Genomic DNA, 25296 nt, shown 5'->3' with positions numbered 1-25296 from the left:
ATAAGTAAAAAGCCCTAGCTAAATAGCTAGGGCTTTTTGCGTTTCTGATGATGAAAATAATTGTATTAACTTTTTTTAATTTGTCGACATTAGCTAATTTGGTTATTTTGAAGAAAAGCCCAATTTAGCTCTAGATTATGAATGTTCAACATTTTTTTCATCGTCAAAGTGGCACATTAACTTATTTAGTCTCCGATGGCAGTGAAGCAGTATTGATTGATACTGTTTTGGATTATCGTGAAGGTATTATCGGTTTTGATTCTGCAGATGAGATTATTAACACCATTCGACGTCAGGGTCTTAATTTAAAGTATCTCCTTGAAACCCATATACATGCCGATCATTTATCAGCAGCAAAATACATCAAAGGTAAGCTTGGTGGACAAATTGCTGTTTGTCAGAAAATTGCACAAGTATTCGAGCAGTGGAAAGATAAGTTGTACCACTGTCCTTTAGCTCGTTTCGATTTTTTTGTTGATCAGCACACCAGGTTGACGTTGGGGACAGAAGTCATTGAGGTCATTGAAACGCCGGGTCACACTCCAGACTCAGTAACGTATAAGATTGGCGAGTATTTATTTGTCGGTGATACGCTTTTTTCACCTCAACGAGGCACTTCTAGAGTCGATTTTCCTGGTGGTAGTGCTCATGAATTGTATGAGTCTATTGAAGGATTGTATGACTTCCCTGATGATTATCATGTACAACTTTGCCATGATTATCCCCAAGAACAAGAATTACCTCATATTGATTTACTGATTGCAGATGAAAAACAAAAAAATGTGATGCTTAATGGACGCTCGACAGAGCAAGAATATGTGCAAAAACGACTTGCCAGAGACGCACAATTATCCTTGCCTAAATTAATTGATGTTGCTGTCCCCTTTAATTTGACTCATCAATTGCTAGCTTAACTTTGAAGTTGGATATTTTAATCTGTTGTGTTGCTTCCGGATGATCATCTTTACCAAAGCTTATGTATAACAGCCCATGGTATTTCATACCTAGATAGTTAAATGTATGCTTAAACATGTCTTCAAAACACGTTTTGGGAATAGTATCTGCACCAGTGGCGATGATAGCTGCACTTTTCGCTTTTAATTGTCTTCCCAGCGGTTTGTGTAGCTGTAGTAAATCTGAAAATCGATCAATGAATATTTTCATTTGGCCACTTGGTGCATACCAATATACAGGTGTAGCAAAAATGAGTTGGTCGTAATCTAATATTTTCTTGAACAACTTCAGGAAGTCGTCACCTTGTTGAGCTATATCGTAGTTGAATGGCTGGATATTAAACTCATTCAAATCAATTAAATCGATATCCGTGTTGAGAACAACCAGCTTACAAATGGATCTGGTATTGCCATCATTATTACTGCTTCCAAATATGATTACAGTTTTCATTCCTTTCCTTGTTTATGTTCATCGTCTCCGTTATCAATCACACTGTGATCTTGCTTCCATTTCTCCCAACGTAGGTGAGCAGCTTGTTGAAGATCAGGTGTGTTGTCGACTTCATCCATGATTTCTTCGCCAACCATATGCTCAAATATGTCTTCGAGTGATAGTACGCCGTTTAAGCTGCCATATTCATCAACGACAATGGTTAATTGCTGCTTTTGACTCAACATTAATTCAAGCGCTGTCGCTAAAGAAATCGTTTTTAATAAAGCTCTAACAGGTCTTAATACTCTTCCAATGCTGGCTTCACCATCATGTTGTTGCTGGTAGCGATACAGCTCAAGTTTGTGAACAAAACCGACGATGTTATCTTTATTTTCGTGATAAACCAGAGCCCGAGAAAAAGAGTTAGTGGCATATTTTGCAAAGAACTCATCAATTGATAAAGTGTCGGGGACTCGAAAAACAACGGTGCGAGGTGTGAGCACTTTACTGACTGTGGTTTGTTTCAGAGTCAGAATATTTTCAAATAATTTAGATTCCCCTGAATCCAGCTCACCTGTTTCGCCTGCAAGTGTGGCAATCGCAGACAACTCTTCACGAAGTAGTGCTTCTGGTTTTTGGTGGGAAACGAATCGAGTAACGATACTCGATATCCATATAAACGGGCTTAAAACCCAAACCATCCAATTGAGTGTGTAGCCAGTTATCGATGACAGTTGACGCCAATAAGTCGCACCTATTGTTTTTGGGATGATGTCTGAAAGTAATAAAATACCTAAGGTCAGTACAGCAGAAAATACACCTAACCACTCACTGCCGAATACTACGGTCGCGTGTGCACCGGCACTTGCAGCGCCAATAGTGTGTGCAATTGTATTAAGCGTCAGAATAGAAGCTAAGGGTCTATCAACGTCATCTTTCAGTTTTTTAAGTTGCTGATAAGAAGGCTTGCCCTGCTTTTTTAAATAGGCGAGATAGCCAGGAGTGATGCTGAGCAACACCGCTTCCAAAATAGAACACAAAAAGGAAACACCAATGGCAATGGAAACGTAAACCAGTAATAACAGCAATTGAGAGTCCTTTTAGAGTTATTGATTTATCAGTTTAATCTAACCTCACAATTACTGAAACCTAAATAAATTTGTTGAGTACACAAAAATATCTGACTTGAAGTATACCGTTACCCGCTATTGAATAAATACAGTATGTGCAGCCTATGACTAAGATTTATCCTTATCTTGTAGCGTATGTATTATGTAACGAGTACTCCTGAGATGAATATAAAGCCGATGAATAGCAGTGTTCTCTTATTGATAAGATCGGAAAATCCGATTTGTCTTGGTCTACTCGCTACTTATTGTTGCTTTATAGGCAACAATGAATTGTTGTTAACGTTATCGTACTGAATGGTCATTTCATTGATAATCGGTGGACTATTTTTTAGGAGCACCAGTAAATGAATTTAAATGATGTAATGTTAACTCGCTACTCAACCAAAGAGTTTGATACCAGCAAAAAAATCAGTCCAGAAATGCTTGATCAGGTTCATTCTTTACTTCGTTTTAGCCCATCCAGTGTCAATTCACAGCCATGGCACTTCTTAATTGCTGAAACTGAAACTGCGAAGCAACGTGTTGCTAAGGGTTCTGAAAAGTACGACTTTAATACCCAAAAAATTCTTGATGCTTCTCATGTTGTCGTTTTTTGTGCTCGTACTGAAATGACGGAAGATTTTTTAAATCATTTAACAGAAACTGAAGATAAAGATGGTCGCTACGATGCTCCTGAGTTCAAGGCTATGGTGCATGGTGCGAGAAAAATGTTTGTTGATCTGCATCGGTTTGATTTCAAAGATCTTCAGCATTGGTTAGAGAAACAAGTTTATCTTAATATCGGCTCATTGCTCACAGGTGCCGCAGTATTAGGCATTGATGCACTACCAATGGAAGGCATCGATATGCCTACTTTAGACAAAGAGTTTGAACTCAGAGAGCAGGGCTTTACAGCTGTAGGTGTCGTTGCATTAGGGTATCGCAGTGAAGGTGATTTTAATGCCGGACTTCCTAAGTCTCGTCTACCTGAATCCGAAATTATTTCTACGGTTGTTTAGACTTTAAAGTTGGTGAAGGGTAGAGCTTAGAAAAACCTTCGATATAGCTTTCCCAAATCGGTGGATTACCAATAATGTCTTGTACCGTGTTAATAAATAGGTTCACTAACGGTGTCTGGTTTCGGTGAGGGTAGAGTGCGTAGATCTCGCCAGCATCTACCAGCCGATGATCAGTCAGTAACGGTACCAGCCTATCTTCTGTAATAGGGCGTTGAATCGTCGACATTGCAAATTGAGCATAGCCGATTCCAGATGCAACGGCACTGAACATGGTGCCGACGTCATTAGCGGTAAAGCGAGCCTTCATTGTTTTTTTTATCAACTGTGCACTTGTAGCGGATTCGCTGATTTCCAGTTTTCCTAAATTGTATTCATTGTTTGAATAGATAACCGCTGGGAGCTTAAGTAATTCGTCAAGGTTTTTTGGCTTACCATATTGGTTGATAAAGCCTTCAGATGTGAGAATGGCAAGGTTGTTTTTGGCGAGCTTTCTAGCGATCAAATTTGAATCACGAGTTGGGCCGATTCTGAAGGCGATATCAATGCCTTCATTGATAATATCAAAACGCTTATCATCCAGAATCAATTCAATTTCAGTCTCAGGGTACGTCAGCATAAAACGATTTATCGCTTGTCTAAGGTATTGCTGACCAAACGTCGTGGGCCCAGTAATTGTGAGTTTGCCCTTTGGGGAATCATGGAATGACTCTGCAAGTTTTTGAGTGGTAACTAACGCTTCTCGAACAGTAAGAGCATGTTGATGAATACTCTTACCAGCATCAGTGAGCGAAAGTGCTCGCGTAGAACGATTCAATAAGCGTACACCTAGCTCTGTTTCCAGTGCCTTTATTTGCTTTGAAATTACGGATCGATCAACATTGTGCAAATCGGCCACTTTAGTGAAAGAGCCACATTGAACTATGTCGCATAACAAATCTAACTTGCTGGCAAAATCCATCTTTTCTCGATTTAAACAAATGTTGCTGACATTTTATCTAAAAATGATGCTTGATGTGAGTATCAGAGAAGCTATTTGTAACCTACTGATTTTATTTGGTTGTCATATGAGTGTCGAATGTCACAATTGTGCCATGGCTGATAACTGTCGTATGTAGGTTTAAGAAAGGTGCATACAGTGGATTCAAATTCACGACAAAGGACAAAATGATGAATCAGCTTGCGAACGATTCAACGGGTTGAGCGTTATGGTACGGCATCGAATGACACTGCATTGGCCATTGCGTCAGTACTAGAACTGAAACTTGAGCAATTATTAGTGGCTGCTGACGTTGAGGCAGAAGTGGATGTCGAGAATGTTCAAACCCCAATTTGGATGCTCATTGTGATATTGGTTATCGGTATCGGGCTTGGAAGCAGCGTAACCTTTGCCCTTTTTCAAGTTTAATAACTTGATCCTTTAAAAATTATGTCATTGTACTGCAATAACTTGTGTTACTCAGTACAATGACTTTTTTATCTCTAAATCCGAATACTATGCCAGGTCATTCTCATTCTTTAACAGAATTCAACACATTAGGGGTAGCCCAAAACTGTCAGCAACTTACTCGGCTGAATTCCTATGAATCCATTATTGAGTTTTGCCACGCTTATGGTGGCGAAGCAAATTCATTGTTGGTACTTGGCGGCGGCAGTAATCTTGTTTTCACCGATGACTTTGATGGCGAGGTAATTAAAGTGGAATCTCAAGGTGTGAAGATTACTGAAGATAGTGAATATTTTCATTTGAGTGCAGAGGCAGGTGAAGATTGGCCACGGTTCGTGGAAACCTTGGTTAATCAAGGCATAGGTGGCTTTGAGAACCTAGCGCTCATTCCTGGCACTGTCGGTGCATCGCCGATTCAGAATATTGGTGCGTATGGCGTAGAGCTAGAAAAATTTTGTGATTGGGTAGAATTTTATCATCTACCAGATAACACCGTGAAACAACTTACGGCTGCCGAATGCCAGTTTGGCTATCGAGACTCTATTTTTAAAAATGCGCTAAAGAACCAAACCGTGATTTTGAGAGTAGGATTTAAACTACCCAAGCAGTGGAAGCCCGTAATCAACTATGGGCCTTTAAAAGACTTCAGCGCACAAACAGTAACGGCAAGCGACATCTTTAAACGTGTGTGTGAAGTCAGGCAAAGTAAACTGCCTGATCCTAACGTCATTGGTAATGTAGGCAGTTTTTTTAAAAATCCAATCGTGTCAAATGCCGTTTATCAAGAATTACTTAAACACTTTCCGCTCATCGTCGCTTATTCTGTTGATAATGGCATGAAGTTAGCTGCAGGGTGGCTGATTGATCAAGCAGGCTTAAAAGGGCATCGTATCGAGAATGTAGGCGTGCATGATAAGCAAGCGTTAGTGTTGGTTAATCACGGTGGTGCAACAGGTAAACAAATTATTCAATTGGCGAGTTTTGTGGCTGCGAAAGTGCGTGACACTTTCGGCGTTGAGCTTGAAGTCGAGCCTCGTCTGATCGGAAAACATGGGGAGATTGAGTTTCATGGCTGAGCAATGGCATCGTCGTCGACAAATACTGGCGGCATTAAATCAAACTGACTCGTTTTTGTCAGGTGAAGCATTAGCAAAACAGTTGGATGTATCGAGGGCAACCATCAGCAACCATGTTGATGCTCTTGAGCAAGCCGGAGTGGGGATCTATAGCGTAAAAGGCAAAGGCTATAAGCTGGAAAAGCCAGTGCCCTTGATCGATGGTGATGTGCTAGTGCATCAAGTCGATGATCGCTGCTTTTATTTTGATGAAATTGATTCAACCAACAGCTTTATATTGAAACACGCTGAAGAGCTTAAATCGGGTGATATTTGCATCGCTGAATATCAAAGTGCGGGGCGTGGTCGTCGTGGGCGTAAGTGGGCGTCACCTTATGGCAGCCACCTATATGCTTCAATGTTGTGGCAGTTTCCACAAGGTATGGCACAAGCAATGGGCTTGAGTTTGGTTGTTGGTTGTTCACTGGCAAGCGTACTAGAAAAGCTCGGGCTCAATGATGTAGCGGTGAAATGGCCGAATGATGTATATCTTGAAGGTAAAAAGCTTGCGGGAATTTTAGTCGAAATGTCAGGGCAAGCGGATGGCGAGTGCAATGTAGTGATTGGAATTGGGGTAAATTTGTCGATGCCAACCACGGCAGCTGAACAAATTGACCAACCTTGGGCAGATATTGTGTCCCAGCAAGCCTTACCAGACAAAACAGAATTCGCAATTGCATTACATCAACAGTTAAAAGCTGATATCCAACAATTTGAGCAGTCGGGTTTATCCGTTTTTGTCGAACGTTGGCAAAAAGTCGATTTGTATCGAGATCAACCGATCAAGTTATTGATGGCAGATAATGTCATTGAAGGGGTTTGTCGAGGTATTGATACTCAAGGTGCTTTATTGCTTGAGGTTGACGGCGAAGTTAAAGCGTTTGTTGGTGGTGAGATCAGTGTTAGAGCAGGCTCATAGAGCCTGCTTTCTTAGCGTTACTTTCTCAATAACACTTGGTTCATCAAGTGGTCTCGTCCCTTACGTAGTATTAAATTGGCTCGCTCACGGGTTGGAAGGATATTTTCCATCAGATTCGGGCCGTTGATTGAATCCCAAATATTCTCGGCAATGTCGGTCGCCGCAGCATCATTCAGTTCAGCATAGTGATGAAAGTAAGAGTTATCATCGGCAAAGGCTACACTTCTAAATTGTAAAAAACGCTCGATATACCATTGCTTCAGCAAGTTGTAATCGGCATCAACGAAAATCGAGAAATCCACAAAATCAGACAAAAATGGTCGATTGGTAGAAGATTGAGCATCAAGCCCTGTTTGTAATACGTTTAACCCTTCAAGGATTAGTATGTCAGGTTGATTGATCTTTTGGGTTTTGTCCGTAATACGGTCATAAGTTACGTGGGAATATAAAGGGGCATGCACTTCTGGTTCACCTGATTTCACATCAGAAATGAAATCAACCAGCATTTTCATATCATAGCTTTCAGGAAACCCTTTACGCTGCATTAAGCCACGCTCTTTTAATGCTTCTAATGGATGCAAAAAACCATCCGTGGTAACAAGTTCAACCTTAGGGTGCTCAGGCCAATGTCGGAGCAAAGCTTGAAGAATACGTGCAGTGGTACTTTTTCCTACAGCGACACTCCCTGAAATACTGATGATGTATGGCGGCTTAGGTGCATCGTTGACTAAAAACTTATCCAGTACTTCACTGCGTTGCTGTTTAGATTTAACAATCAGATTGAGTAAACGACTTAGAGGTAGATAGATATCAGTAACTTCAGATAAGGATAAGCGCTCATTAATACCTTTTAGGTTGTCCAAGTCGGCTTCATTTAAGGTTAACGGCACAGAGTTTCGCAAGTCGCTCCATTGGTCACGACCAAATGCCATATATAAAGCCTGGTGGGCAGATTGTGCTGAAATCATCGTTTATCTTATTCTCAAACTACAAAATTAAATCGAATGCACCATATCTTATTCATTAACATAGCTCAAACGAATAATTTTTAGTGAGGACTGTTTGTGTGAACTTGTTGTTCTTTAGCATTAATTTTAAACAAAATGCTAAATTTAAGCCCAAAAAAACGTCATTTAATACTTTTTTTTCGATAATTTGCATTTTGCTATTGCACTTACTGCCACATTTACCTAATATCCCGTTCCGAAATGATGCGCCGGCATAGCTCAGTTGGTAGAGCAACTGACTTGTAATCAGTAGGTCCCGAGTTCGACTCTTGGTGCCGGCACCATTATGATGGAGGGGTTCCCGAGTGGCCAAAGGGATCAGACTGTAAATCTGACGGCTCTGCCTTCGAAGGTTCGAATCCTTCTCCCTCCACCATCTTCATTTCAATAGGTAGTAGGTAGCCTATAATAAGGTTGCGCGGGCGTCGTATAATGGTATTACTCCAGCCTTCCAAGCTGATAACGCGGGTTCGATTCCCGCCGCCCGCTCCAATTTCGTTGCTGATATGGCTCAGTTGGTAGAGCGCACCCTTGGTAAGGGTGAGGTCGGCAGTTCAAATCTGCCTATCAGCACCATGAATTCTTCCTTAAAATTGCTCCCACTATCTTAATTAAGTAAAATTAAATTTCTGTTCGATGCATTTATGCGTCGATTTTTTGCTATATAACATTCACTACCTGATAAAAAGGTTGGACTGAGGCATACCATGGCTAAAGAAAAATTTGAACGTAATAAACCGCACGTTAACGTTGGTACAATCGGTCACGTTGACCACGGTAAAACTACTCTAACAGCAGCTATCTCGCACGTTTTAACTAAAGCTTTCGGTGGTGACGTTAAAGATTTCGCACAAATCGATAATGCACCAGAAGAGCGTGAGCGTGGTATTACAATTAATACATCTCACATCGAATACGATACAGAGACACGTCACTACGCGCACGTAGATTGCCCAGGTCACGCCGATTATGTTAAAAACATGATTACCGGTGCTGCACAAATGGACGGCGCTATCCTAGTAGTAGCTTCTACAGATGGTCCAATGCCACAAACACGTGAGCACATCCTGCTTTCACGTCAGGTTGGTGTACCATTCATCATCGTATTCATGAACAAATGTGACATGGTTGACGATGAAGAGCTTCTAGAGCTAGTAGAAATGGAAGTTCGTGAACTTCTATCTGAATATGAATTCCCAGGTGATGACTTACCAGTTATCCAAGGTTCAGCACTAGGCGCACTAAACGGTGAAGCACAGTGGGAAGAGAAGATTCTTGAGCTAGCTAACGCTCTAGACACTTACATTCCAGAGCCAGAGCGTGCAATCGACGGTGCATTCATTCTACCAATCGAAGACGTATTCTCAATCCAAGGCCGTGGTACAGTTGTAACGGGTCGTGTTGAGCGCGGTATCATCAAAGTTGGTGACGAAGTAGAAATCGTAGGTATCAAAGATACTACAGTTACTACTTGTACTGGTGTTGAAATGTTCCGTAAACTGCTTGACGAAGGTCGTGCAGGCGAGAACTGTGGTGTACTACTACGTGGTACTAAGCGTGATGAAGTTGAGCGTGGTCAAGTATTGGCAGCGCCTGGTTCAATCACTCCACACACTACTTTCGAATCAGAAGTATATGTACTTTCAAAAGAAGAGGGTGGTCGTCACACTCCTTTCTTCAAAGGTTACCGTCCACAGTTCTACTTCCGTACAACTGACGTAACAGGAACAATTGAGCTACCAGAAGGCGTTGAAATGGTAATGCCTGGTGACAACATCAAGATGGTTGTTACACTAATCTGTCCAATCGCGATGGACGAAGGTTTACGCTTCGCAATCCGTGAAGGTGGCCGTACAGTTGGTGCTGGTGTTGTAGCTAAAATCGTTGAGTAATATCGACGTTTAGTTAACACTTAAAAAAGCCGCTTTCGAGCGGTTTTTTTGTGCCTATAGAAAAGGCCAGCTTCACGAGAAGGGTGAGCACGTTAAGTTTTTCAGCCCAGTGGCTGAAAAATAGTAAGCGAACGCCACTTGGTTCTGACAAGTGGCCGGAGGCCGGTGCTTTACAGTTGGTGCTGGTGTTGTAGCTAAAATCGTTGAGTAATATCGACGTTTAGTGAACACAAAGAAAGGTCGCTTAGGCGGCCTTTTTTAATGCCTACAAAAGAGTCAGAGATTTCTCATTAGTGGATCAAGATTATGGGTCAACGGTCTGAGTGCAAATTTCTTTTGTGAGTTTATAGCAAACAACAGTAGATTGAATGGTTACAAGTTTACCATTGTAAGTCAGGCAGCTTTGAATGTTGACCAATCCAATATTGAGTACTTGTTCATTGTGTATTTTCGTTGGCAGTATTTGCTTTATCTATTCGCTCTTCACTGCTGGGATGGCTATTCAAATACTCAAGCCAATGGTTCAGCCCTTTAGCACTTTTATCGAGCTTTCCACCATGAGATTGTTCCAATAGCTTGATAGCTTCCCCAAACGCAGAAGGCGATATGCCCAATTGTTTCAGTTGCTGGTGGGAGTACTCATCGGCCTCTCGTTCCATATCTCGTGAGAATGAGGCTTGCAGTAAACTACTGCCTGCACCGATGATCATTTCCCCTGCACCTTCAATATCTCCCAGCATTAAGGCAAACAGCATGGTGATCGCTGTGCTGCGTGCTAATTGTTTCATACCATGCTGGTGCTCTACGTGACCAATTTCGTGAAGTAACACGGCCTTCAACGCATTTGGGTGATGCTTCATGAGCTCAACTATGTCATCTGTTACAATCACACTGCCATCGGGTAGAGTAAACGCATTGGCGCCAATATCTGCATCTCTAAAATATAATTGGAGTTGCTTATTTGGAAGCTGCAACTGCACGATCATGTGCTGCCACTGATTGCGTAATTCATCTTGCTGCTCTTGATCCAGCTTGGATGGTTCAAGCATGGTTTCATCCAGCACTGCTAGCGTTTGTTTACCGGTTTGTTGAGCCACAAAGTCGGGCAGTAAAGGAACGCTAGCGTCAGCAGCGGCAGGTAATACTTTAGTGACCATTATCCATAGGAAGAAAGGAACAAATAGGCTTGCTCCAATAACAAACGTCCAATGGGTTTCTAACCAAGAAGCTAAGGTATTTTTAGGCGTAAGCTGGGGCCATCTAAAATTAGCCTCATCAGGTGTAAATAAACTGCCATCACTAAACTCTAAATCTACTGCCAAACTTGGAATGACGGTACCAATCTCATAGTCAGAAGCAAAATATTGTTGGATAAGTTCGCCTGATTCATGCGAAAAGAAGCTGATGCTGTGATCATTTTTTAATACAGCTCGGACGCAGATATACTGCGCCGAACCAGATAAATGGTAATCACCAATAATTTCTATCATTATGATGTCGTCTTATGTGAATGATAGATCGGCATCAAATAGGCCAGCAGCTTCTTCACCAAAGGCTGCATCTTTGCCATCGACAGTATTAACCAGCTTATCGGCGTCTTCGGTCAGTTCAACAGTCAAATGTGAGGCAATAAAGCGATTTTTACGCACGACGGTAACGGGGTAAGCTAAACCAAAGCTAGCAATCAGCATTAGACTATTCGTGATAGACAGAAAGATATAATCGACAATTTTCATATCAGTGTTGAAGTTCGCAATGCCCTCAATCTCCAATGAATCGGTAATGTGTTTCAGGATCATGGCTCGGTAAATGGAAAACGCAACAAAGTAGAGCGCAAACATCACCGCATAAAGTCCAAAGATAGCCATGATAGCCGCACTGCCGATCTCTTCTGACTCACCTAAGCCAATCATTTGAAATGCCGCTACACCGCCGACAACGGCAATTGCAATTATCGCAATGATGATAAAAGCTAATGCCGTTAGAGCCGCAACGAAATACTGCCCAACATCAGTTTTCAGGTTAAACTTTTTGCCGCCGTAGGTAATGTTGTCAAAGATGAACTTATCCATACGTTGAAATACCCAAGGCAAAATGAGGTACAGGGTAAATACAGACAGAATTGGCAGTAGAATAAAGTTAATCACGACATCACCGATTTTACCTTCGAAGGAAAATCGAATGTTGCGATATGCTGTCATTCGCATTGAAAACTTGAGTCCTTGCACGATCAACCATGGTGTTGCGCAAAGCAAAAGCAATGTCAGTAACACACTGAATAAAGGATTAACGGTAGATAAAAACGAAAATAGCAGAAAAACGATGACCGCCAGTATCCGTCCTTTCAATATTTGCAGTGGCGTTGCTAAGTATTTAAAACTGTGTCCTTCTAATTTTGTATGGCCGTGAAGATATTGATTGGTTCTCACTTTTGCCCATGCACTGTAAATGCCTAATGTGAGTATCGTCAGCAGAATATTAACAATCCAGATTTTGAAAAACTCGCCAGATTTTCCTGTGAACTCAGCCTTAGCGAGTCGAGAGTTTAATGTCGTCGCAGTATTTTCTTGCATAACATTTCCTTGTTATTTTAAGTATTATTTTGTTGAAGCGCTTTAATTTGAGGTTCGAATGTTTTTGAAACAGGCACTTGCATTTGATTTAAGAGTGTAATTGAGTACTTTCTGCCATCTTTATTGATTTCGCTTATGGCATCTTTAGCTACCCACCATGAACGGTGAGTTTGAAACCCTGAATATGCTGATAAGCGTTCTAATGCATCTTTAAATCTCATGAGTAATAAATGCTGGCCTTGGTGGGTATGGACTTTTAAGTAATGGTCGTCCATTTCAAGACAAAGCAGTTGGCCTTGCTTATCTTCCGGTAACAGCATTAAGAAATTGCTCAGTTGTTGGTTTGCAATCGTTTGTTCGACATTTTTTGAGGTTATCTTCTTGTCGAAGTCAATCAGTTGTTGTCGCTGCTGAATATAACGATTCTTGACAATCGATAACAGTGTTAAAGCGGTAGCAATAACTAAGACCTGAGGAAAAGCATAGATGACAACGTCAAAATAACTGAATGAAAGTGATAATGTGACAATATTCCATAGCGGGAGAAACAAGGCGAATATCACTGAACTGAAGAGCAACACAATAGTTTGTCTAAGCCATGCTGGTCTAATTATGCCTGTTAGATACTCATCTCCAACGTTATGGAGTGGGCTGAATATCCAGTAACCCAATAAGCAGGTGACAGACCAATAAGGTATGGTGATCAACAAACCATAATGATGCATGCCAAAAGGAGCAAGAAAACCAATAAAGATGCCAATAACGACCATCAGTAAAGAGGTTCTTAGTCGTTCTGACTTTAACAAAATAGTTTGAACGTTCATTTCACGATTCGTTAACTGAACACCACCACGCTAAGTACTTCTTTTGCGAAGAAATCGGTGCGGTTCACGTAAATTCCATTTAAAAAATAATCACCTGATTCTACCGTTTATTTAGCCCGAGGCAATCTAATGGAGAAGAAAGATGAGATCTACACCTAATAAAATTACTTTACCTTTAGCGAACAGCAAACTACTGATGACTATCGTTATTCTGTCATGTTCAACCATCAGTTCTGTGAATGCAGGAGATGTCGACTTTACCATAAGCGGGATTAAACAAAGCGACGGTGATATTTATGTGGCGTTATTTAAAGGTGAAGAAAATTATCGCAATAATTCACCTTATCGAGCTCAACGGGTTTATCCATCAACACAAACTACAGTTATTGGATTCAATCGATTACCTGAAGGTGAGTATGTCATTCGTTATTTTCATGATCAGAATAGCAATCAAAAAATGGATTTGAATTTGTTTGGGATGCCGACAGAAGGATTCGGCTATTCCAATAATGCGAAGCCCGACATGGGACCCGCTAAATATCAGCAGATGACATTCCAAGTATTAAGTAATGGCACAGTACAAAATCAAAGCCAAGTCATTTATCCATAGGGAGTGGTGAGATGGAACGTCGTCAATTATTAAAAATGGCCCCAGCTATCGGAGCTGGACTCGTTGCCGCAAAACCGGCGTTTGCGGTGATGGCTGAATTATCGAACATAAAACAACAGTCGGTATCTGAATCATTCGCACAAGCAAAGAGATTACATGCAGAGCTGATCGGTTTTGAAAATGTGAAAAATGATTTTGAATGTAAGGAATTAAAAATAGAAGGGCATCTGCCAAAAGATTTACAAGGGCAGTATTATCGAAATGGACCGGCAAAACTTGAGCGAAACGGCATTCGTTATCAGCATTTATTTGAAGGTGACGGTATGTTGCAACATTTTTGCATTGCTGGTGGCAAAGTAACGCATCGAGGGCGCTTTATTCATACGCCAAAGTTTTCGCAAGAAGAGCACGCTGGCGAGTTTGTCTATTCTGGCCCCGAGACAAAAATTTTCAATGGCAAAGCGGTAGTATCCAGTAATGCCATTAATACCGCAAACACCAATGTGATTCCGGTAGGGAATGATTTGTGGGCATTATGGGAAGCCGGAAGTGCAACTCGAATTAATGCACAAACATTAGGTTATCTTGAACAGATAGATTTAGGCAAAGGCACCCGATATGACTCCAAGTTAACAGGTTTACCATTTTCTGCGCACCCCAAGGTTGAAGCGAATGGCGATATTTGGAATTTTGGTTTGCATCCATCAGGCAGTGTCGTGCTTTACCACCTCTACCCAGACGGTAAAGTAAAGAATGTTGGGGTGATTGATAGCCGTTACAAAGGCGGTATGTTGCACGACTTTATAATCACTCAAAAGCATATTTTACTGATATTACCGTCTCTAAAGCGAAACTTGTTTGCCAAAGGAGATGGCTATTTTTCGGGGATCGAATTTGCACCACATCAAGCGATGAAAGTGCTTGTGATTGATAAGCATAAACTAACCATCAATAGACAGTATGAATTACCGCCGGGGTTTGTATTTCACTTTGGTAATGCATGGGAGGGTAAGCAGGGAGAGATACAGTTCGATATGAGTTTATATGCCGATGTCGATGTTTTGTATCAAATGTCGAATTTGATGACGGGTGAGACGGTGCGTAATGCCGCTCGGGCTGAGACAGTCTTAGTGACGCTTAAACTGTCAGGCGAGGTGAGCACCGCAATATTGGATAGTGGTACTGAATTTCCCAGAGTATTTGCTGATGAGGTGGGGCAGAAGAGTGAGCAGTTATTTTATGTGAGTGGAAACTCTGACAGTTTATGGAGCCATTCAATTAACTCACTGCACTATCAAACTCGAGAAATCAGCCACTATGATTATGGCCGAGATTACTTTGTTGAAGAGCACGTACCGATAAAAACGAAAGCAGGAGGGCAATACCTAATGGGAACCGCATTACACATGCCGAGCAAACGTACATGTCTAACCGTTTTTGATGCCAAGGATGTTGCGAATGGGCCTCTTGCAAAAGCGTGGTTGCCCTATCATCTGCCGATTGGGTTTCATGGCAGTTTTATAGGCTAGTTAAGTTAGATGGCAACATCAGCAGGATACATGATCTGAGTAAAAAGCTGGTGGAATCGCTCAGTCAGCTCCCGCTATTGCGGGAGCAAACCTATTCGCAGTGGTTAGAAGATCTTCCCGCTTTGATTAACTTTAGATTGATCGATTCGAGTTGGTGTCGCTTTACCCGAAACGAGCGGTGCGCTGGCATCGGCGATAGTTTCGATGACTTTTTGCATCGATCTCAAATCTAATGTCTTCAATTCATCAGAGACGTTATGATAATGAGGATCTTTATCTATCTGAGTGCTACTGAAGCTATGAGCAGGTACGCCTAAGCGAGCCAAAGTTGCATTATCTGAGCGGTAGAATAAGCGTTGCTTTGGATATGGGTCTGCATAAATTTCTTTATGTTCATGTTTCAGGGCCGCATTCATTATTTTAGCCAGATCAGAGCGTTCAAAACCCGTCATCCAAACTTTACCTTTCCCAAACTTAGATGGCTTGCCAATCATTTCCATATTGATCATGGCGATTATTTTGTCAGCATCTAGACTTTTCGAGAAAAACTGAGAGCCAAAACCACCCAGCTCTTCGGCGGCGAACGCAACAAACACTAATCGGCGCTGATTATTGGCTTGGGTTTTGAAATATTGCGCCAAGTTAATCACACCAGTTACACCGCTGGCATCATCGTCGGCACCATTAAAGATAATGTCTTTTTCACCTTTCTTTGGATGTTTTTTTACTCCAAGGTGATCATAGTGAGCAGAGTAAATAACAGATTCATCATCTTTGGTTTTACCCGGAAGCACACCAACAATGTTGGTTAATTTTTTAGTTTCAATCTTTGTTTTTACCGAAACAGTGAAATGTTCAGGCTGCTGGACTGGAGTCAATACTAGAACTAATGAACCACCATCAGTGTCATCAAGCTTGGTTTTAGGGTGAGCGAAATAGGCTTGATAACGTTTGAATAACTTTTTATGTGAAGGATCAACAAGCACTAGGTGGTTGCCGCCTTGTTGATTCAGCTTTGAAAGTGAACTGCGTAAATCGCTCTTGGCGTCGATATTACTGACATGAGTAAAGTCGGACTTTTGCCACTGAAGTTCAGGGCTGTTTGATATCACAGCAATGTCTTCCATCGGTACAGTTTTATTGTTTAAAGTAATTGAACTGCTCGCAACTTGACGAACGTACACATCAAACGTTTGCTTAAATGAATCTTTTAGTGGTGTAAGTCCAATTTCTTTAAAGCGCTTAGCGATGTAGTTTGCTGCTTTTTCAGCACCAGGGGTAAAACTGGCTCGGCCTTGCATATCATCACTGGCAAGGATGGAAACGTCAGATTTAACGCTTGCTAACGGGATATCAGCAGCGAAAGACGTTAACGAAGTCGTTAAACTTGCAACAGCAAAAATACAAGCCGTAAACGTTGGCTTATTCATAAAGTAGAGTCCAATAGTTGGTTATTATTTCATAGCTAAATCAACATAGAATGGCATATTTAGCTGGAATTAAAAGAGATTTAGGCAAGAGCTAACACGTCGTCTACTACAGAAAGCTATCTCGATAACCCATATATCTCATTTAAATCGATCTTGTCGGAGCTTCAATTTAGCAACATTTTTGATATTAATTCAGATATACCGATACTCCATCATCAATACATCTCGATTTGGCACGATACAGATTGCTTCAAAACTGTATTTGTATGTTGATTTAACTATACATATTGCGAGCTATTTGTCATAGACTCAATATCGGGTTTGTAATGTTATATGACATTTAGAGTTGCAGTCTCGATTGTTTAGTCATGAGTTCAGTGAGCTATGTCATTTGATCTTCTTGATAACGGCAGCCATAAAGCATACAATCTATGGCCGATTTTTTACCTTGTGTGTTATTTTACATGCAAAAATCCGAATCAATGGTTTTGGGGTAGTTCGGATAGGCAACCATGTTTCAATAGGCATTTTGATACAACAACGTATTGAAGTGTTAGCGTTAAAGACAAATATACTCGTCGTAAAGAGTAACGGAAACAACCAATGACAGCGAATACTGAAGACCAGGGTAACTCTCTGGATATTGTAAAATGGGGTGTGGCGGTAATTTTAGTTGCTGCAGCCGTAGTAGGTAATCAGTTTTACAGTGAAGAAAGCGTATTAATACGTGCTATCGCTGTGATTGTAGCGTTTGCTATTGCAGGTTTTATTGCATTGCAAACCGTAAAAGGAAAGAGAGCACTTGAATTTGCACGTGAAGCGCAGATTGAAGTGCGTAAAGTGATTTGGCCTACCCGGCAAGAGGCACTGAATACGACGTTTATTGTCTTAGCAGCCACCGCATTCCTAGCCGTTATACTATGGTTATTGGATATGGGGTTATTAAAAGTTATCAATTTCATCACTGGCGTATAGGCATTAACAATGACAGAAGCTACTGAAGCTAAAAAGAGATGGTATGTGGTTCAAGCATTCTCAGGCTATGAAGGCCGAGTTTGTAAATCTCTTATCGAGCACATCAAAATGCACAACATGGAAGACTACTTCGGTGAAGTACTCGTTCCGACGGAAGAAGTCATTGAGATGCGTGCGGGTCAACGTCGCAAAAGTGAACGTAAATTCTTCCCTGGTTATGTATTAGTTCAGATGGAAATGAACGATGAAAGCTGGCACTTAGTGAAAAGTATTCCTAGAGTGATGGGTTTCATTGGCGGTACATCTGATCGCCCTGCACCGATCACTGATCGTGAAGCAGACAAAATTCTTGCTCGTCTTCAAGAAACTACTGAGTCTCCAACGCATCGCGTTATGTTCGAGCCAGGTGAAGTGGTTCGCGTTACTGACGGTCCATTTGCTGACTTCAACGGTACTGTTGAAGAAGTGGATTACGAAAAGAGCCGCCTAAAAGTATCGGTAATGATCTTTGGTCGTTCTACACCAGTTGAGCTGGATTTCAGTCAAGTTGAAAAGAGCTAAGTTTAAATTAAACGATATCGCTCAAATTTAACACAAAATTGATTTGTATGCGGATGCGGATTTTTATATAATCCGCATCCGTTGTTTTACGGGGAGCTATCAACCTGTTGTTGAATAGCGTTTGAACCCAAACTGAGGAAAGTCAAAATGGCTAAGAAAATTGATGGCTACATCAAGCTACAAGTAAAATCTGGCTCTGCCAATCCATCGCCACCAGTTGGTCCTGCTCTAGGTCAAAAAGGTGTGAACATCATGGAATTCTGTAAAGCGTTTAACGCACGTACAGAAAAGATGGAAAAAGGCATGCCGGTTCCTGTTGTTATTACAGTATATACCGACCGTTCTTTCACTTTTGAAACTAAGACGCCACCTGCATCTTTCTTACTTAAGAAAGCAGCTAAGATCAAATCTGGCTCAGGTCGTCCACACGAAGAGAAAGTAGGAACTGTTACTCGCGCTCAAGTACAAGAAATTGTAGAAGTGAAAGCGAATGACATGACTGGTGCTGACGTAGAAGCTATGATGCGTTCTATCGAAGGTACTGCACGTTCAATGGGTTTGGTAGTAGAGGGTTAATACAATGGCGAAGCTTACTAAACGCATGCGCGTGATCCGCGAAAAAGTAGAAGTAACTAAAGCATACGATATCAATGAAGCAGTAGCTCTTCTTAAAGAACTAGCAACTGTTAAATTTGTTGAAAGTGTAGATGTTGCTGTAAATCTTGGCATTGATGCTCGTAAATCAGATCAAAACGTTCGTGGTGCTACTGTACTTCCGCACGGTACTGGTCGTGAAGTACGTGTTGCTGTGTTCACTCAAGGTGCTAACGCAGAAGCAGCTAAAGAAGCTGGTGCTGAACTTGTGGGCATGGACGAACTTGCTGCACAAGTTAAAGCGGGTGAAATGAACTTCGATGTTGTTGTTGCTTCTCCAGATGCAATGCGCGTTGTAGGTCAGTTAGGTCAAATCTTAGGTCCACGTGGTCTAATGCCTAACCCTAAAACTGGTACTGTAACGCCTAACGTTGCAGAAGCAGTTAAGAACGCTAAAGCGGGTCAAATCCGTTACCGTAACGATAAGAACGGTATCATCCACACTACTATCGGTAAAGTGGACTTTGAACCAGCTCAACTGAAAGAAAACCTAGAATCTTTATTGGCCGCACTTAAGAAAGCAAAACCTGCTTCTGCTAAAGGCGTGTTCATGAAGAAGGTTAGCATCTCTACCACTATGGGTGCAGGTGTTACAGTTGAACAGGGTTCTTTAGAAATCGCATAAGTGATCTCTATATATCCGTGAATCGAATCTCGGTTTACGGGTATACAAGTCGCACTGATTGTTTTATAATCTTGCGCCCCGATTTTCATTTTAATCGATGAAGTGGGATTAGGGTTGAAGCTTGTTATTTTCGTTTTTCTTTATGAAAAATAAAAAATACAAGTTTCCGTCCAAGACCGTAGGTGTTTTTCCGGTAAAACTCGTTATGAGTGCAGAAGAACTTAATATCCCCTACGTAGACGGTGTCAGGCCCCAGAAAGAATTCGGTTCTTCTGGACATTCTGCACCGTAAGTTTCTTAACATCATTTTGATGTTAAGTATGGTTAATACTGAGGAATTACCCTCAGGTAGAATCCAGGAGCATAAAGCCAATGGCATTAAATCTCGAAGACAAAAAAGCAATTGTTGCTGAAGTCAACGAAGTTGCCAAAGGTGCACTGTCAGCTGTAGTTGCCGATTCACGCGGCGTTACTGTAGGTGACATGACTGGTTTACGCAAAGCTGCTCGCGAAAACGGTGTTTATATTCGTGTTGTTCGTAACACGTTAGCACGTCGCGCAGTTGAAGGTACTGATTATGAGTGCCTAGGCGAAAGCTTTACCGGTCCAACTTTGCTTGCATTCTCTAACGAGCACCCAGGTGCTGCAGCGCGTCTTTTAAAAGACTTCGCTAAAGGTCAAGAGAACTTCGAAGTTAAAGGTGCAGCCTTTGAGGGAGATTTCATCCCTGCAACAGATATTGATCGTTTAGCGAAATTACCAACTTACGAAGAAGCACTAGCTCAGTTCATGATGACTCTAAAAGAAGCATCTGCTGGCAAGCTTGTACGTACATTGGCCGCTCTACGCGATCAAAAAGAAGCAGCTTAATTTTAAGTACGCTACTTATAAAAATTGAATTCAGAACAATAGGAAATATTTCTAATGTCTATCACTAAAGACCAAATCTTAGAAGCACTTGCTGAAATGTCAGTAATGGAAGTTGTTGAACTAGTTGAAGCAATGGAAGAAAAATTCGGCGTATCTGCTGCAGCTGCAGTAGTTTCAGGTGGTGGTGACGCTGCTGCTGCTGAAGAGAAAACAGAATTCGACGTAATTCTTACTTCTCACGGCGACAACAAAGTTGCTGTAATTAAAGCTCTACGTGGCGCTACAGGTCTAGGCCTGAAAGAAGCTAAAGGTATGGCTGAATCTGCACCAGTTGCAGTTAAAGAAGCAATTTCTAAAGAAGAAGCTGAAGCTCTAGTTAAAGATCTAGAAGCTGCTGGCGCTGCTGTAGAAATCAAGTAAGCTCTTTTATAGACTTACTCACTCAACCCAGTTAGGATTGAGTGGAGGCTGGCGGTTTTTTGACCGTTGGCCTTTTTTGCGCTAAAGCGCAGGCGAAATTTTCACCGTTTATCGCCAGAGTGGTACTGATTAATTAATTCGTATAATCAGACTAAAATACACCAGCAGAGATTACTGGCTGGCTTGTATTATCAACGGTGATGGGCAAACGTGCTGTGGACAAATGTCTTCAGTGTTGGTCACATCTGCTAGCAGAGGAAACCCATGGTTTACTCCTATTCTGAAAAGAAGCGTATTCGTAAAGATTTCGGTAAACGTCCACAAGTTTTGGACATTCCGTACCTATTGTCTATTCAATTAGACTCTTTTAAGAAATTCACCGATCAAGATCCAACGGGTGAACGTGGTTTTGAAGCCGCATTCCGTAGCGTTTTTCCCATCAAGAGTTTCTCAGGAACCTCTGAGCTTCAATATGTAAGCTACACTCTGGGTGAACCAGAATTTGATGTGAAAGAATGTCAAATCCGTGGTGTTACATACTCAGCGCCATTGCGCGTAAAACTGCGCCTTGTAATCTATGACCGTGAAGCGGCTGCAGGCACAGTAAAAGACATCAAAGAACAAGATGTATACATGGGTGATATCCCATTGATGACTGGTAACGGTACCTTCGTTATTAACGGTACTGAACGTGTTATCGTTTCTCAGTTACATCGTTCTCCTGGTGTTTTCTTCGATCACGACCGTGGTAAAACCCACTCTTCTGGTAAGGTGCTTTATAACGCACGTGTTATTCCTTACCGTGGTTCATGGTTAGATTTCGAATTTGATCCAAAAGATGCTTTATTCGTACGTATTGACCGTCGCCGTAAATTACCTGCGACTATCATGCTGCGTGCGCTTGAGTTTTCAACTCAAGAGATCTTAGATATATTCTTTGACCGCATTACGTTTACTGTGAAAAAAGATTCACTGGTAATGGATCTGAATCCAGACCGTTTACGTGGTGAAACTGCAAGCTTTGATGTAAAAGATGCAGAAGGTAATGTATTAGTTGAAGCGGGCAAACGTATTACTGCACGTCATATCCGCCAGCTTGCAAAAACTAACACAACAAACCTTGAAGTACCGGTTGAGTATATTGTTGGCAAACTTTCAGCACAGGATTACATCGATCCAGATACAGGCGAAGTTCTTGTTTCTGCGAACGCTGAAATCAGCTTAGAAGATTTAGCAAATCTATCTCTTGCAGGTATCAAAGAAGTATCAACGTTATTCATCAATGATTTAGATCATGGTGCATACATTTCTGATACGCTAAAACTTGATCCAACGACAAACCGTTTGGAAGCATTGGTAGAAATCTACCGTATGATGCGTCCAGGTGAGCCACCAACCAAAGATGCGGCTGAAGGTTTATTCCAAAACCTATTCTTCTCTGATGAACGTTATGATCTGTCTAAAGTAGGTCGTATGAAGTTCAACCGTCGTTTGGCGATTGAGGAAGAAGAAGGTACAGGCACGCTGTCTAAAGAAGACATCGTTACGGTAATGAAAAAAATCATTGAAATCCGTAACGGTAACGACGAAGTTGATGACATCGATCATCTAGGTAACCGTCGTATTCGTAGCGTTGGTGAAATGGCGGAAAACCAATTCCGTGTTGGTCTTGTACGTGTTGAACGTGCAGTACGTGAGCGTTTAAGCCTTGGCGATTTAGCTGAGCTGATGCCACAAGACTTGATCAACGCTAAGCCAATTTCAGCAGCCGTGAAAGAATTCTTTGGTTCTTCACAGTTATCTCAGTTCATGGATCAAAACAACCCGCTATCAGAAGTAACGCATAAGCGTCGTATTTCTGCATTAGGCCCAGGTGGTTTGACTCGTGAGCGCGCAGGCTTCGAAGTACGTGACGTACATCCGACTCACTATGGTCGTCTATGTCCGATTGAAACGCCTGAAGGACCAAACATTGGTCTGATCAACTCATTAGCGTCATTTGCTCGTACTAACTCTTTCGGTTTCCTAGAAACACCTTATCGTAAAGTTGTTGATAGTGTTATCACTGATGATGTGGAATACCTATCAGCGATTGAAGAAGGTCGCTTCGTGATTGCACAGGCAAACGTTGAAGTTGATGATGATGGTCGCATGGTTGAAGAGCAAATTGCTGTTCGTCACCGTGGCGAGTCTACATTCATGCCAGCACACGAAGTGCAGTATATGGATGTATCACCACAGCAGATTATTTCTGTTGCAGCATCGTTAATTCCGTTCCTAGAACACGATGATGCTAACCGTGCATTGATGGGTGCGAACATGCAACGTCAAGCAGTACCAACATTAGTTGCTGAAAAGCCGCTAGTAGGTACTGGTATTGAACGTACGCTTGCGGTTGACTCTGGTGTTGTTGTTGCGGCCAAACGTGGTGGTAAAGTTGATTATGTAGATGCTTCTCGCATTGTAGTTAAGGTGAATGAATCTGAACTGCAACCAGGTGAAGCAGGTATTGATATCTACAACCTGACTAAGTATACCCGTTCAAACCAAAATACGTGTATTAACCAACGTCCTTGTTGTTCTGTTGGTGATCCAATTGTTCGTGGTGACGTACTGGCTGACGGTCCATCAACTGACTTAGGTGATTTAGCACTAGGTCAGAACATGCGTATCGCCTTCATGCCTTGGAACGGTTATAACTTCGAGGATTCGATCTTAATTTCTGAGCGCGTTGCGCAAGAAGACCGTTTCTCAACGATTCACATTCAAGAGCTGTCTTGTATTGCTCGTGATACTAAGTTGGGTAGCGAAGAGATCACAGCTGACATTCCAAATGTTGGTGAGTCTGCACTGTCTAAGTTAGATGAGTCAGGCATCGTTTACATCGGTGCTGAAGTTAAAGGCGGCGACATCTTAGTGGGTAAAGTAACCCCTAAAGGTGAAACCCAGCTTACACCAGAAGAAAAGCTATTGCGTGCTATCTTCGGTGAAAAAGCTTCAGACGTTAAAGACAGTTCACTGCGTGTACCGAACTCTGTTAAAGGTACCATCATTGACGTTCAAGTCTTCACTCGCGATGGCGTAGAGAAAGACAAGCGTGCGGTTGAAATCGAAGAAATGCATATTGCTCAAGCTCGTAAAGATATGAGCGAAGAGTTTAAGATCCTTGAAGAAGGCATCTTTGAACGTGCACGTAACTTACTTTCTGCGCAAGGCGTTAACGTTGCTGGTGTTGCTGGTAAAGATTTATTGACTCAAGTATTGAGCAATGAAGATAAGCAAACTGAACTTGAGCAACTGGCTGATCAGCATGCTGAAGTTAAAGCAGATTTTGAAAACCGTTTAGACATCAAGCGTCGCAAGATCTCTAAAGGTGATGATTTAGCACCAGGTGTATTGAAGATCGTTAAGGTTTACCTTGCGGTTAAACGTACAATCCAGCCAGGTGATAAGATGGCGGGTCGTCATGGTAACAAAGGTGTTATCTCGAAGATCTGTCCTATCGAAGACATGCCTTACGATGAGCACGGTAACCCAGTTGATATCGTACTTAACCCTCTAGGTGTACCATCACGTATGAACATCGGTCAGGTACTGGAAGTTCATATGGGTGCGGCAGCGAAAGGTGTTGGTAACAAGATTGCTGACATGCTTGAGTCACAACGTGCACTTGCTGAAGTTCGTGGTTACATCAAACAAGTTTACGAACTTGGTGATGAAATCCAACAAAAAGTCGACATCGACAGCTTTACTGATGACGAAGTTCTGCGTCTTGCTAAGAACTTAAAAGGTGGTCTACCTATCGCAACGCCAGCATTTGACGGTGCGAAAGAGAAAGAGATCAAGCAAATGCTTGAACTTGCTGACTTACCTACGTCAGGTCAGGTTGATTTATTCGACGGCCGTACCGGTGACAAGTTTGAGCGTGCTGTAACCGTAGGTTACATGTACATGCTGAAACTGAACCACTTGGTTGATGACAAGATGCATGCTCGTTCGACTGGCTCGTACAGCTTGGTTACTCAGCAGCCGTTGGGTGGTAAAGCACAGTTCGGTGGTCAGCGTTTCGGTGAGATGGAAGTATGGGCACTTGAAGCATATGGTGCTGCATATACTCTACAAGAAATGCTAACTGTGAAGTCGGATGACGTTAACGGTCGTACTCAGATGTATAAGAACATCGTCGACGGTAACCATCAGATGCAGCCTGGTATGCCTGAATCCTTCAACGTATTACTGAAGGAAATCCGTTCGCTTGGTATTAATATCGAGTTAGATCAGGAATAAACACAATTATTGTGTTTGGCTAAGTAATGGTGTCCCGCATAGCGGGG

At 41.8% G+C, this 25296-nt stretch carries 23 protein-coding genes and 4 tRNA genes; 19 read left to right on the top strand and 8 right to left on the bottom strand.

Going from position 1 to position 25296, the window contains the following annotated elements; all coding sequences use genetic code 11:
* The first annotated feature begins 137 nt into the window (after positions 1–137).
* On the top strand, positions 138–914 hold the full coding sequence (locus AC1EU2_RS12305; RefSeq protein ID WP_480298569.1) for an MBL fold metallo-hydrolase: 777 nt from the start codon (positions 138–140) through the stop codon (positions 912–914).
* Here the strand turns inward: AC1EU2_RS12305 and AC1EU2_RS12300 are convergent.
* Both AC1EU2_RS12300 and AC1EU2_RS12295 read right to left on the bottom strand, forming a co-directional pair.
* On the bottom strand, positions 886–1404 hold the full coding sequence (locus AC1EU2_RS12300; protein ID WP_480298568.1) for a flavodoxin family protein: 519 nt from the start codon (positions 1402–1404) through the stop codon (positions 886–888). The genes AC1EU2_RS12305 and AC1EU2_RS12300 overlap by 29 nt on opposite strands.
* Positions 1401–2474 (bottom strand): CNNM domain-containing protein, encoded by a 1074-nt coding sequence (locus AC1EU2_RS12295; RefSeq protein ID WP_480298567.1) that lies wholly within the window; start codon positions 2472–2474, stop codon positions 1401–1403. Before AC1EU2_RS12295 ends, AC1EU2_RS12300 begins: the two co-directional genes overlap by 4 nt.
* Before the next feature lie 386 nt (positions 2475–2860).
* Between AC1EU2_RS12295 and nfsB the strand changes: the two genes are divergently transcribed.
* Positions 2861–3514 (top strand): oxygen-insensitive NAD(P)H nitroreductase, encoded by a 654-nt coding sequence (gene nfsB, locus AC1EU2_RS12290; protein ID WP_480298565.1) that lies wholly within the window; start codon positions 2861–2863, stop codon positions 3512–3514.
* Here nfsB and AC1EU2_RS12285 read toward each other — a convergent pair.
* The gene (locus AC1EU2_RS12285) at positions 3501–4472 is read right to left on the bottom strand and encodes a LysR family transcriptional regulator (protein ID WP_480298564.1); all 972 of its coding nucleotides are present in this window, start codon (positions 4470–4472) and stop codon (positions 3501–3503) included. The two genes, nfsB and AC1EU2_RS12285, sit on opposite strands and share 14 nt — an antisense overlap.
* Before the next feature lie 219 nt (positions 4473–4691).
* Here AC1EU2_RS12285 and AC1EU2_RS12280 point away from each other — a divergent pair, with 219 nt between their 5' ends.
* The 3 genes from AC1EU2_RS12280 to birA all read left to right on the top strand — a co-directional run bounded on the left by AC1EU2_RS12280 (position 4692) and on the right by birA (position 6992).
* Positions 4692–4919: a hypothetical protein gene (locus AC1EU2_RS12280; protein ID WP_480298563.1), complete on the top strand. Its 228-nt coding sequence runs from the start codon at positions 4692–4694 to the stop codon at positions 4917–4919.
* Between the two features lie 89 nt (positions 4920–5008).
* Positions 5009–6034: a UDP-N-acetylmuramate dehydrogenase gene (murB, locus tag AC1EU2_RS12275; protein ID WP_480298562.1), complete on the top strand. Its 1026-nt coding sequence runs from the start codon at positions 5009–5011 to the stop codon at positions 6032–6034.
* Positions 6027–6992, top strand: a complete 966-nt coding sequence (gene birA, locus AC1EU2_RS12270) for a bifunctional biotin--[acetyl-CoA-carboxylase] ligase/biotin operon repressor BirA (RefSeq protein WP_480298560.1) — start codon at positions 6027–6029, stop codon at positions 6990–6992. Before murB ends, birA begins: the two co-directional genes overlap by 8 nt.
* A gap of 17 nt (positions 6993–7009) precedes the next feature.
* Here the strand turns inward: birA and coaA are convergent, their stop codons facing one another.
* The gene (gene coaA / locus AC1EU2_RS12265) at positions 7010–7960 is read right to left on the bottom strand and encodes a type I pantothenate kinase (RefSeq protein WP_480298559.1); all 951 of its coding nucleotides are present in this window, start codon (positions 7958–7960) and stop codon (positions 7010–7012) included.
* A 247-nt stretch (positions 7961–8207) separates the two neighbouring features.
* On the opposite strand from coaA, the gene AC1EU2_RS12260 reads away from it, so the two are divergent.
* From AC1EU2_RS12260 to tuf, 5 genes are all read left to right on the top strand, one after another.
* Positions 8208–8283: transfer RNA gene (locus AC1EU2_RS12260), tRNA-Thr, on the top strand.
* A gap of 7 nt (positions 8284–8290) precedes the next feature.
* Positions 8291–8375 (top strand) — tRNA-Tyr (locus tag AC1EU2_RS12255).
* 42 nt (positions 8376–8417) lie between these two features.
* Positions 8418–8491 (top strand) — tRNA-Gly (locus AC1EU2_RS12250).
* Between the two features lie 8 nt (positions 8492–8499).
* Positions 8500–8575: transfer RNA gene (locus tag AC1EU2_RS12245), tRNA-Thr, on the top strand.
* Positions 8576–8706: 131 nt separating this feature from the next.
* Complete coding sequence (gene tuf / locus AC1EU2_RS12240; protein WP_480298542.1) at positions 8707–9891, top strand: elongation factor Tu; 1185 nt, start codon at positions 8707–8709, stop codon at positions 9889–9891.
* A gap of 437 nt (positions 9892–10328) precedes the next feature.
* Here the strand turns inward: tuf and AC1EU2_RS12235 are convergent, their stop codons facing one another.
* From AC1EU2_RS12235 to AC1EU2_RS12225, 3 genes are read right to left on the bottom strand one after another with little or no spacing between them, the layout of a single operon-like run.
* On the bottom strand, positions 10329–11381 hold the full coding sequence (locus AC1EU2_RS12235; RefSeq protein ID WP_480298558.1) for a M48 family metallopeptidase: 1053 nt from the start codon (positions 11379–11381) through the stop codon (positions 10329–10331).
* Between the two features lie 12 nt (positions 11382–11393).
* A complete protein-coding gene (locus tag AC1EU2_RS12230; protein WP_480298557.1) occupies positions 11394–12464 on the bottom strand; it encodes a YjgN family protein in 1071 nt (356 codons plus the stop codon).
* A 17-nt stretch (positions 12465–12481) separates the two neighbouring features.
* The gene (locus AC1EU2_RS12225; protein ID WP_480298556.1) at positions 12482–13288 is read right to left on the bottom strand and encodes a LytTR family DNA-binding domain-containing protein; all 807 of its coding nucleotides are present in this window, start codon (positions 13286–13288) and stop codon (positions 12482–12484) included.
* A gap of 142 nt (positions 13289–13430) precedes the next feature.
* Between AC1EU2_RS12225 and AC1EU2_RS12220 the strand changes: the two genes are divergently transcribed.
* Positions 13431–13898, top strand: coding sequence for a DUF2141 domain-containing protein (locus AC1EU2_RS12220; RefSeq protein WP_480298555.1), 468 nt, complete (start codon positions 13431–13433; stop codon positions 13896–13898).
* 11 nt (positions 13899–13909) lie between these two features.
* Positions 13910–15427, top strand: a complete 1518-nt coding sequence (locus AC1EU2_RS12215) for a carotenoid oxygenase family protein (protein WP_480298554.1) — start codon at positions 13910–13912, stop codon at positions 15425–15427.
* Between the two features lie 104 nt (positions 15428–15531).
* On the opposite strand, the gene AC1EU2_RS12210 is transcribed toward AC1EU2_RS12215, so the two are convergent.
* The gene (locus AC1EU2_RS12210) at positions 15532–16857 is read right to left on the bottom strand and encodes a M28 family metallopeptidase (protein ID WP_480298553.1); all 1326 of its coding nucleotides are present in this window, start codon (positions 16855–16857) and stop codon (positions 15532–15534) included.
* Positions 16858–17460: 603 nt separating this feature from the next.
* On the opposite strand from AC1EU2_RS12210, the gene secE reads away from it, so the two are divergent.
* The 7 genes from secE to rpoB all read left to right on the top strand — a co-directional run bounded on the left by secE (position 17461) and on the right by rpoB (position 25249).
* Entirely contained in the window at positions 17461–17832 is a 372-nt protein-coding gene (gene secE, locus AC1EU2_RS12205) for a preprotein translocase subunit SecE (RefSeq protein ID WP_480298552.1), read from the top strand.
* A 9-nt stretch (positions 17833–17841) separates the two neighbouring features.
* Positions 17842–18393: a transcription termination/antitermination protein NusG gene (gene nusG / locus AC1EU2_RS12200; RefSeq protein WP_480298551.1), complete on the top strand. Its 552-nt coding sequence runs from the start codon at positions 17842–17844 to the stop codon at positions 18391–18393.
* A 147-nt stretch (positions 18394–18540) separates the two neighbouring features.
* Positions 18541–18969, top strand: a complete 429-nt coding sequence (gene rplK / locus AC1EU2_RS12195) for a 50S ribosomal protein L11 (RefSeq protein ID WP_480298550.1) — start codon at positions 18541–18543, stop codon at positions 18967–18969.
* A gap of 4 nt (positions 18970–18973) precedes the next feature.
* Positions 18974–19672 (top strand): 50S ribosomal protein L1, encoded by a 699-nt coding sequence (gene rplA / locus AC1EU2_RS12190; RefSeq protein WP_480298549.1) that lies wholly within the window; start codon positions 18974–18976, stop codon positions 19670–19672.
* A gap of 372 nt (positions 19673–20044) precedes the next feature.
* Positions 20045–20542 (top strand): 50S ribosomal protein L10, encoded by a 498-nt coding sequence (gene rplJ / locus AC1EU2_RS12185; protein ID WP_480298548.1) that lies wholly within the window; start codon positions 20045–20047, stop codon positions 20540–20542.
* A 54-nt stretch (positions 20543–20596) separates the two neighbouring features.
* Complete coding sequence (gene rplL / locus AC1EU2_RS12180) at positions 20597–20962, top strand: 50S ribosomal protein L7/L12 (RefSeq protein ID WP_480298547.1); 366 nt, start codon at positions 20597–20599, stop codon at positions 20960–20962.
* A gap of 264 nt (positions 20963–21226) precedes the next feature.
* Complete coding sequence (gene rpoB, locus AC1EU2_RS12175) at positions 21227–25249, top strand: DNA-directed RNA polymerase subunit beta (protein ID WP_480298546.1); 4023 nt, start codon at positions 21227–21229, stop codon at positions 25247–25249.
* The last annotated feature ends 47 nt before the right edge of the window (positions 25250–25296 follow it).

The organism is Parashewanella sp. 2304DJ23-3 (assembly GCF_056591695.1).
Note: the sequence above shows the minus strand (reverse complement) of the source record. Positions and strands in the feature narration are given on the sequence as shown.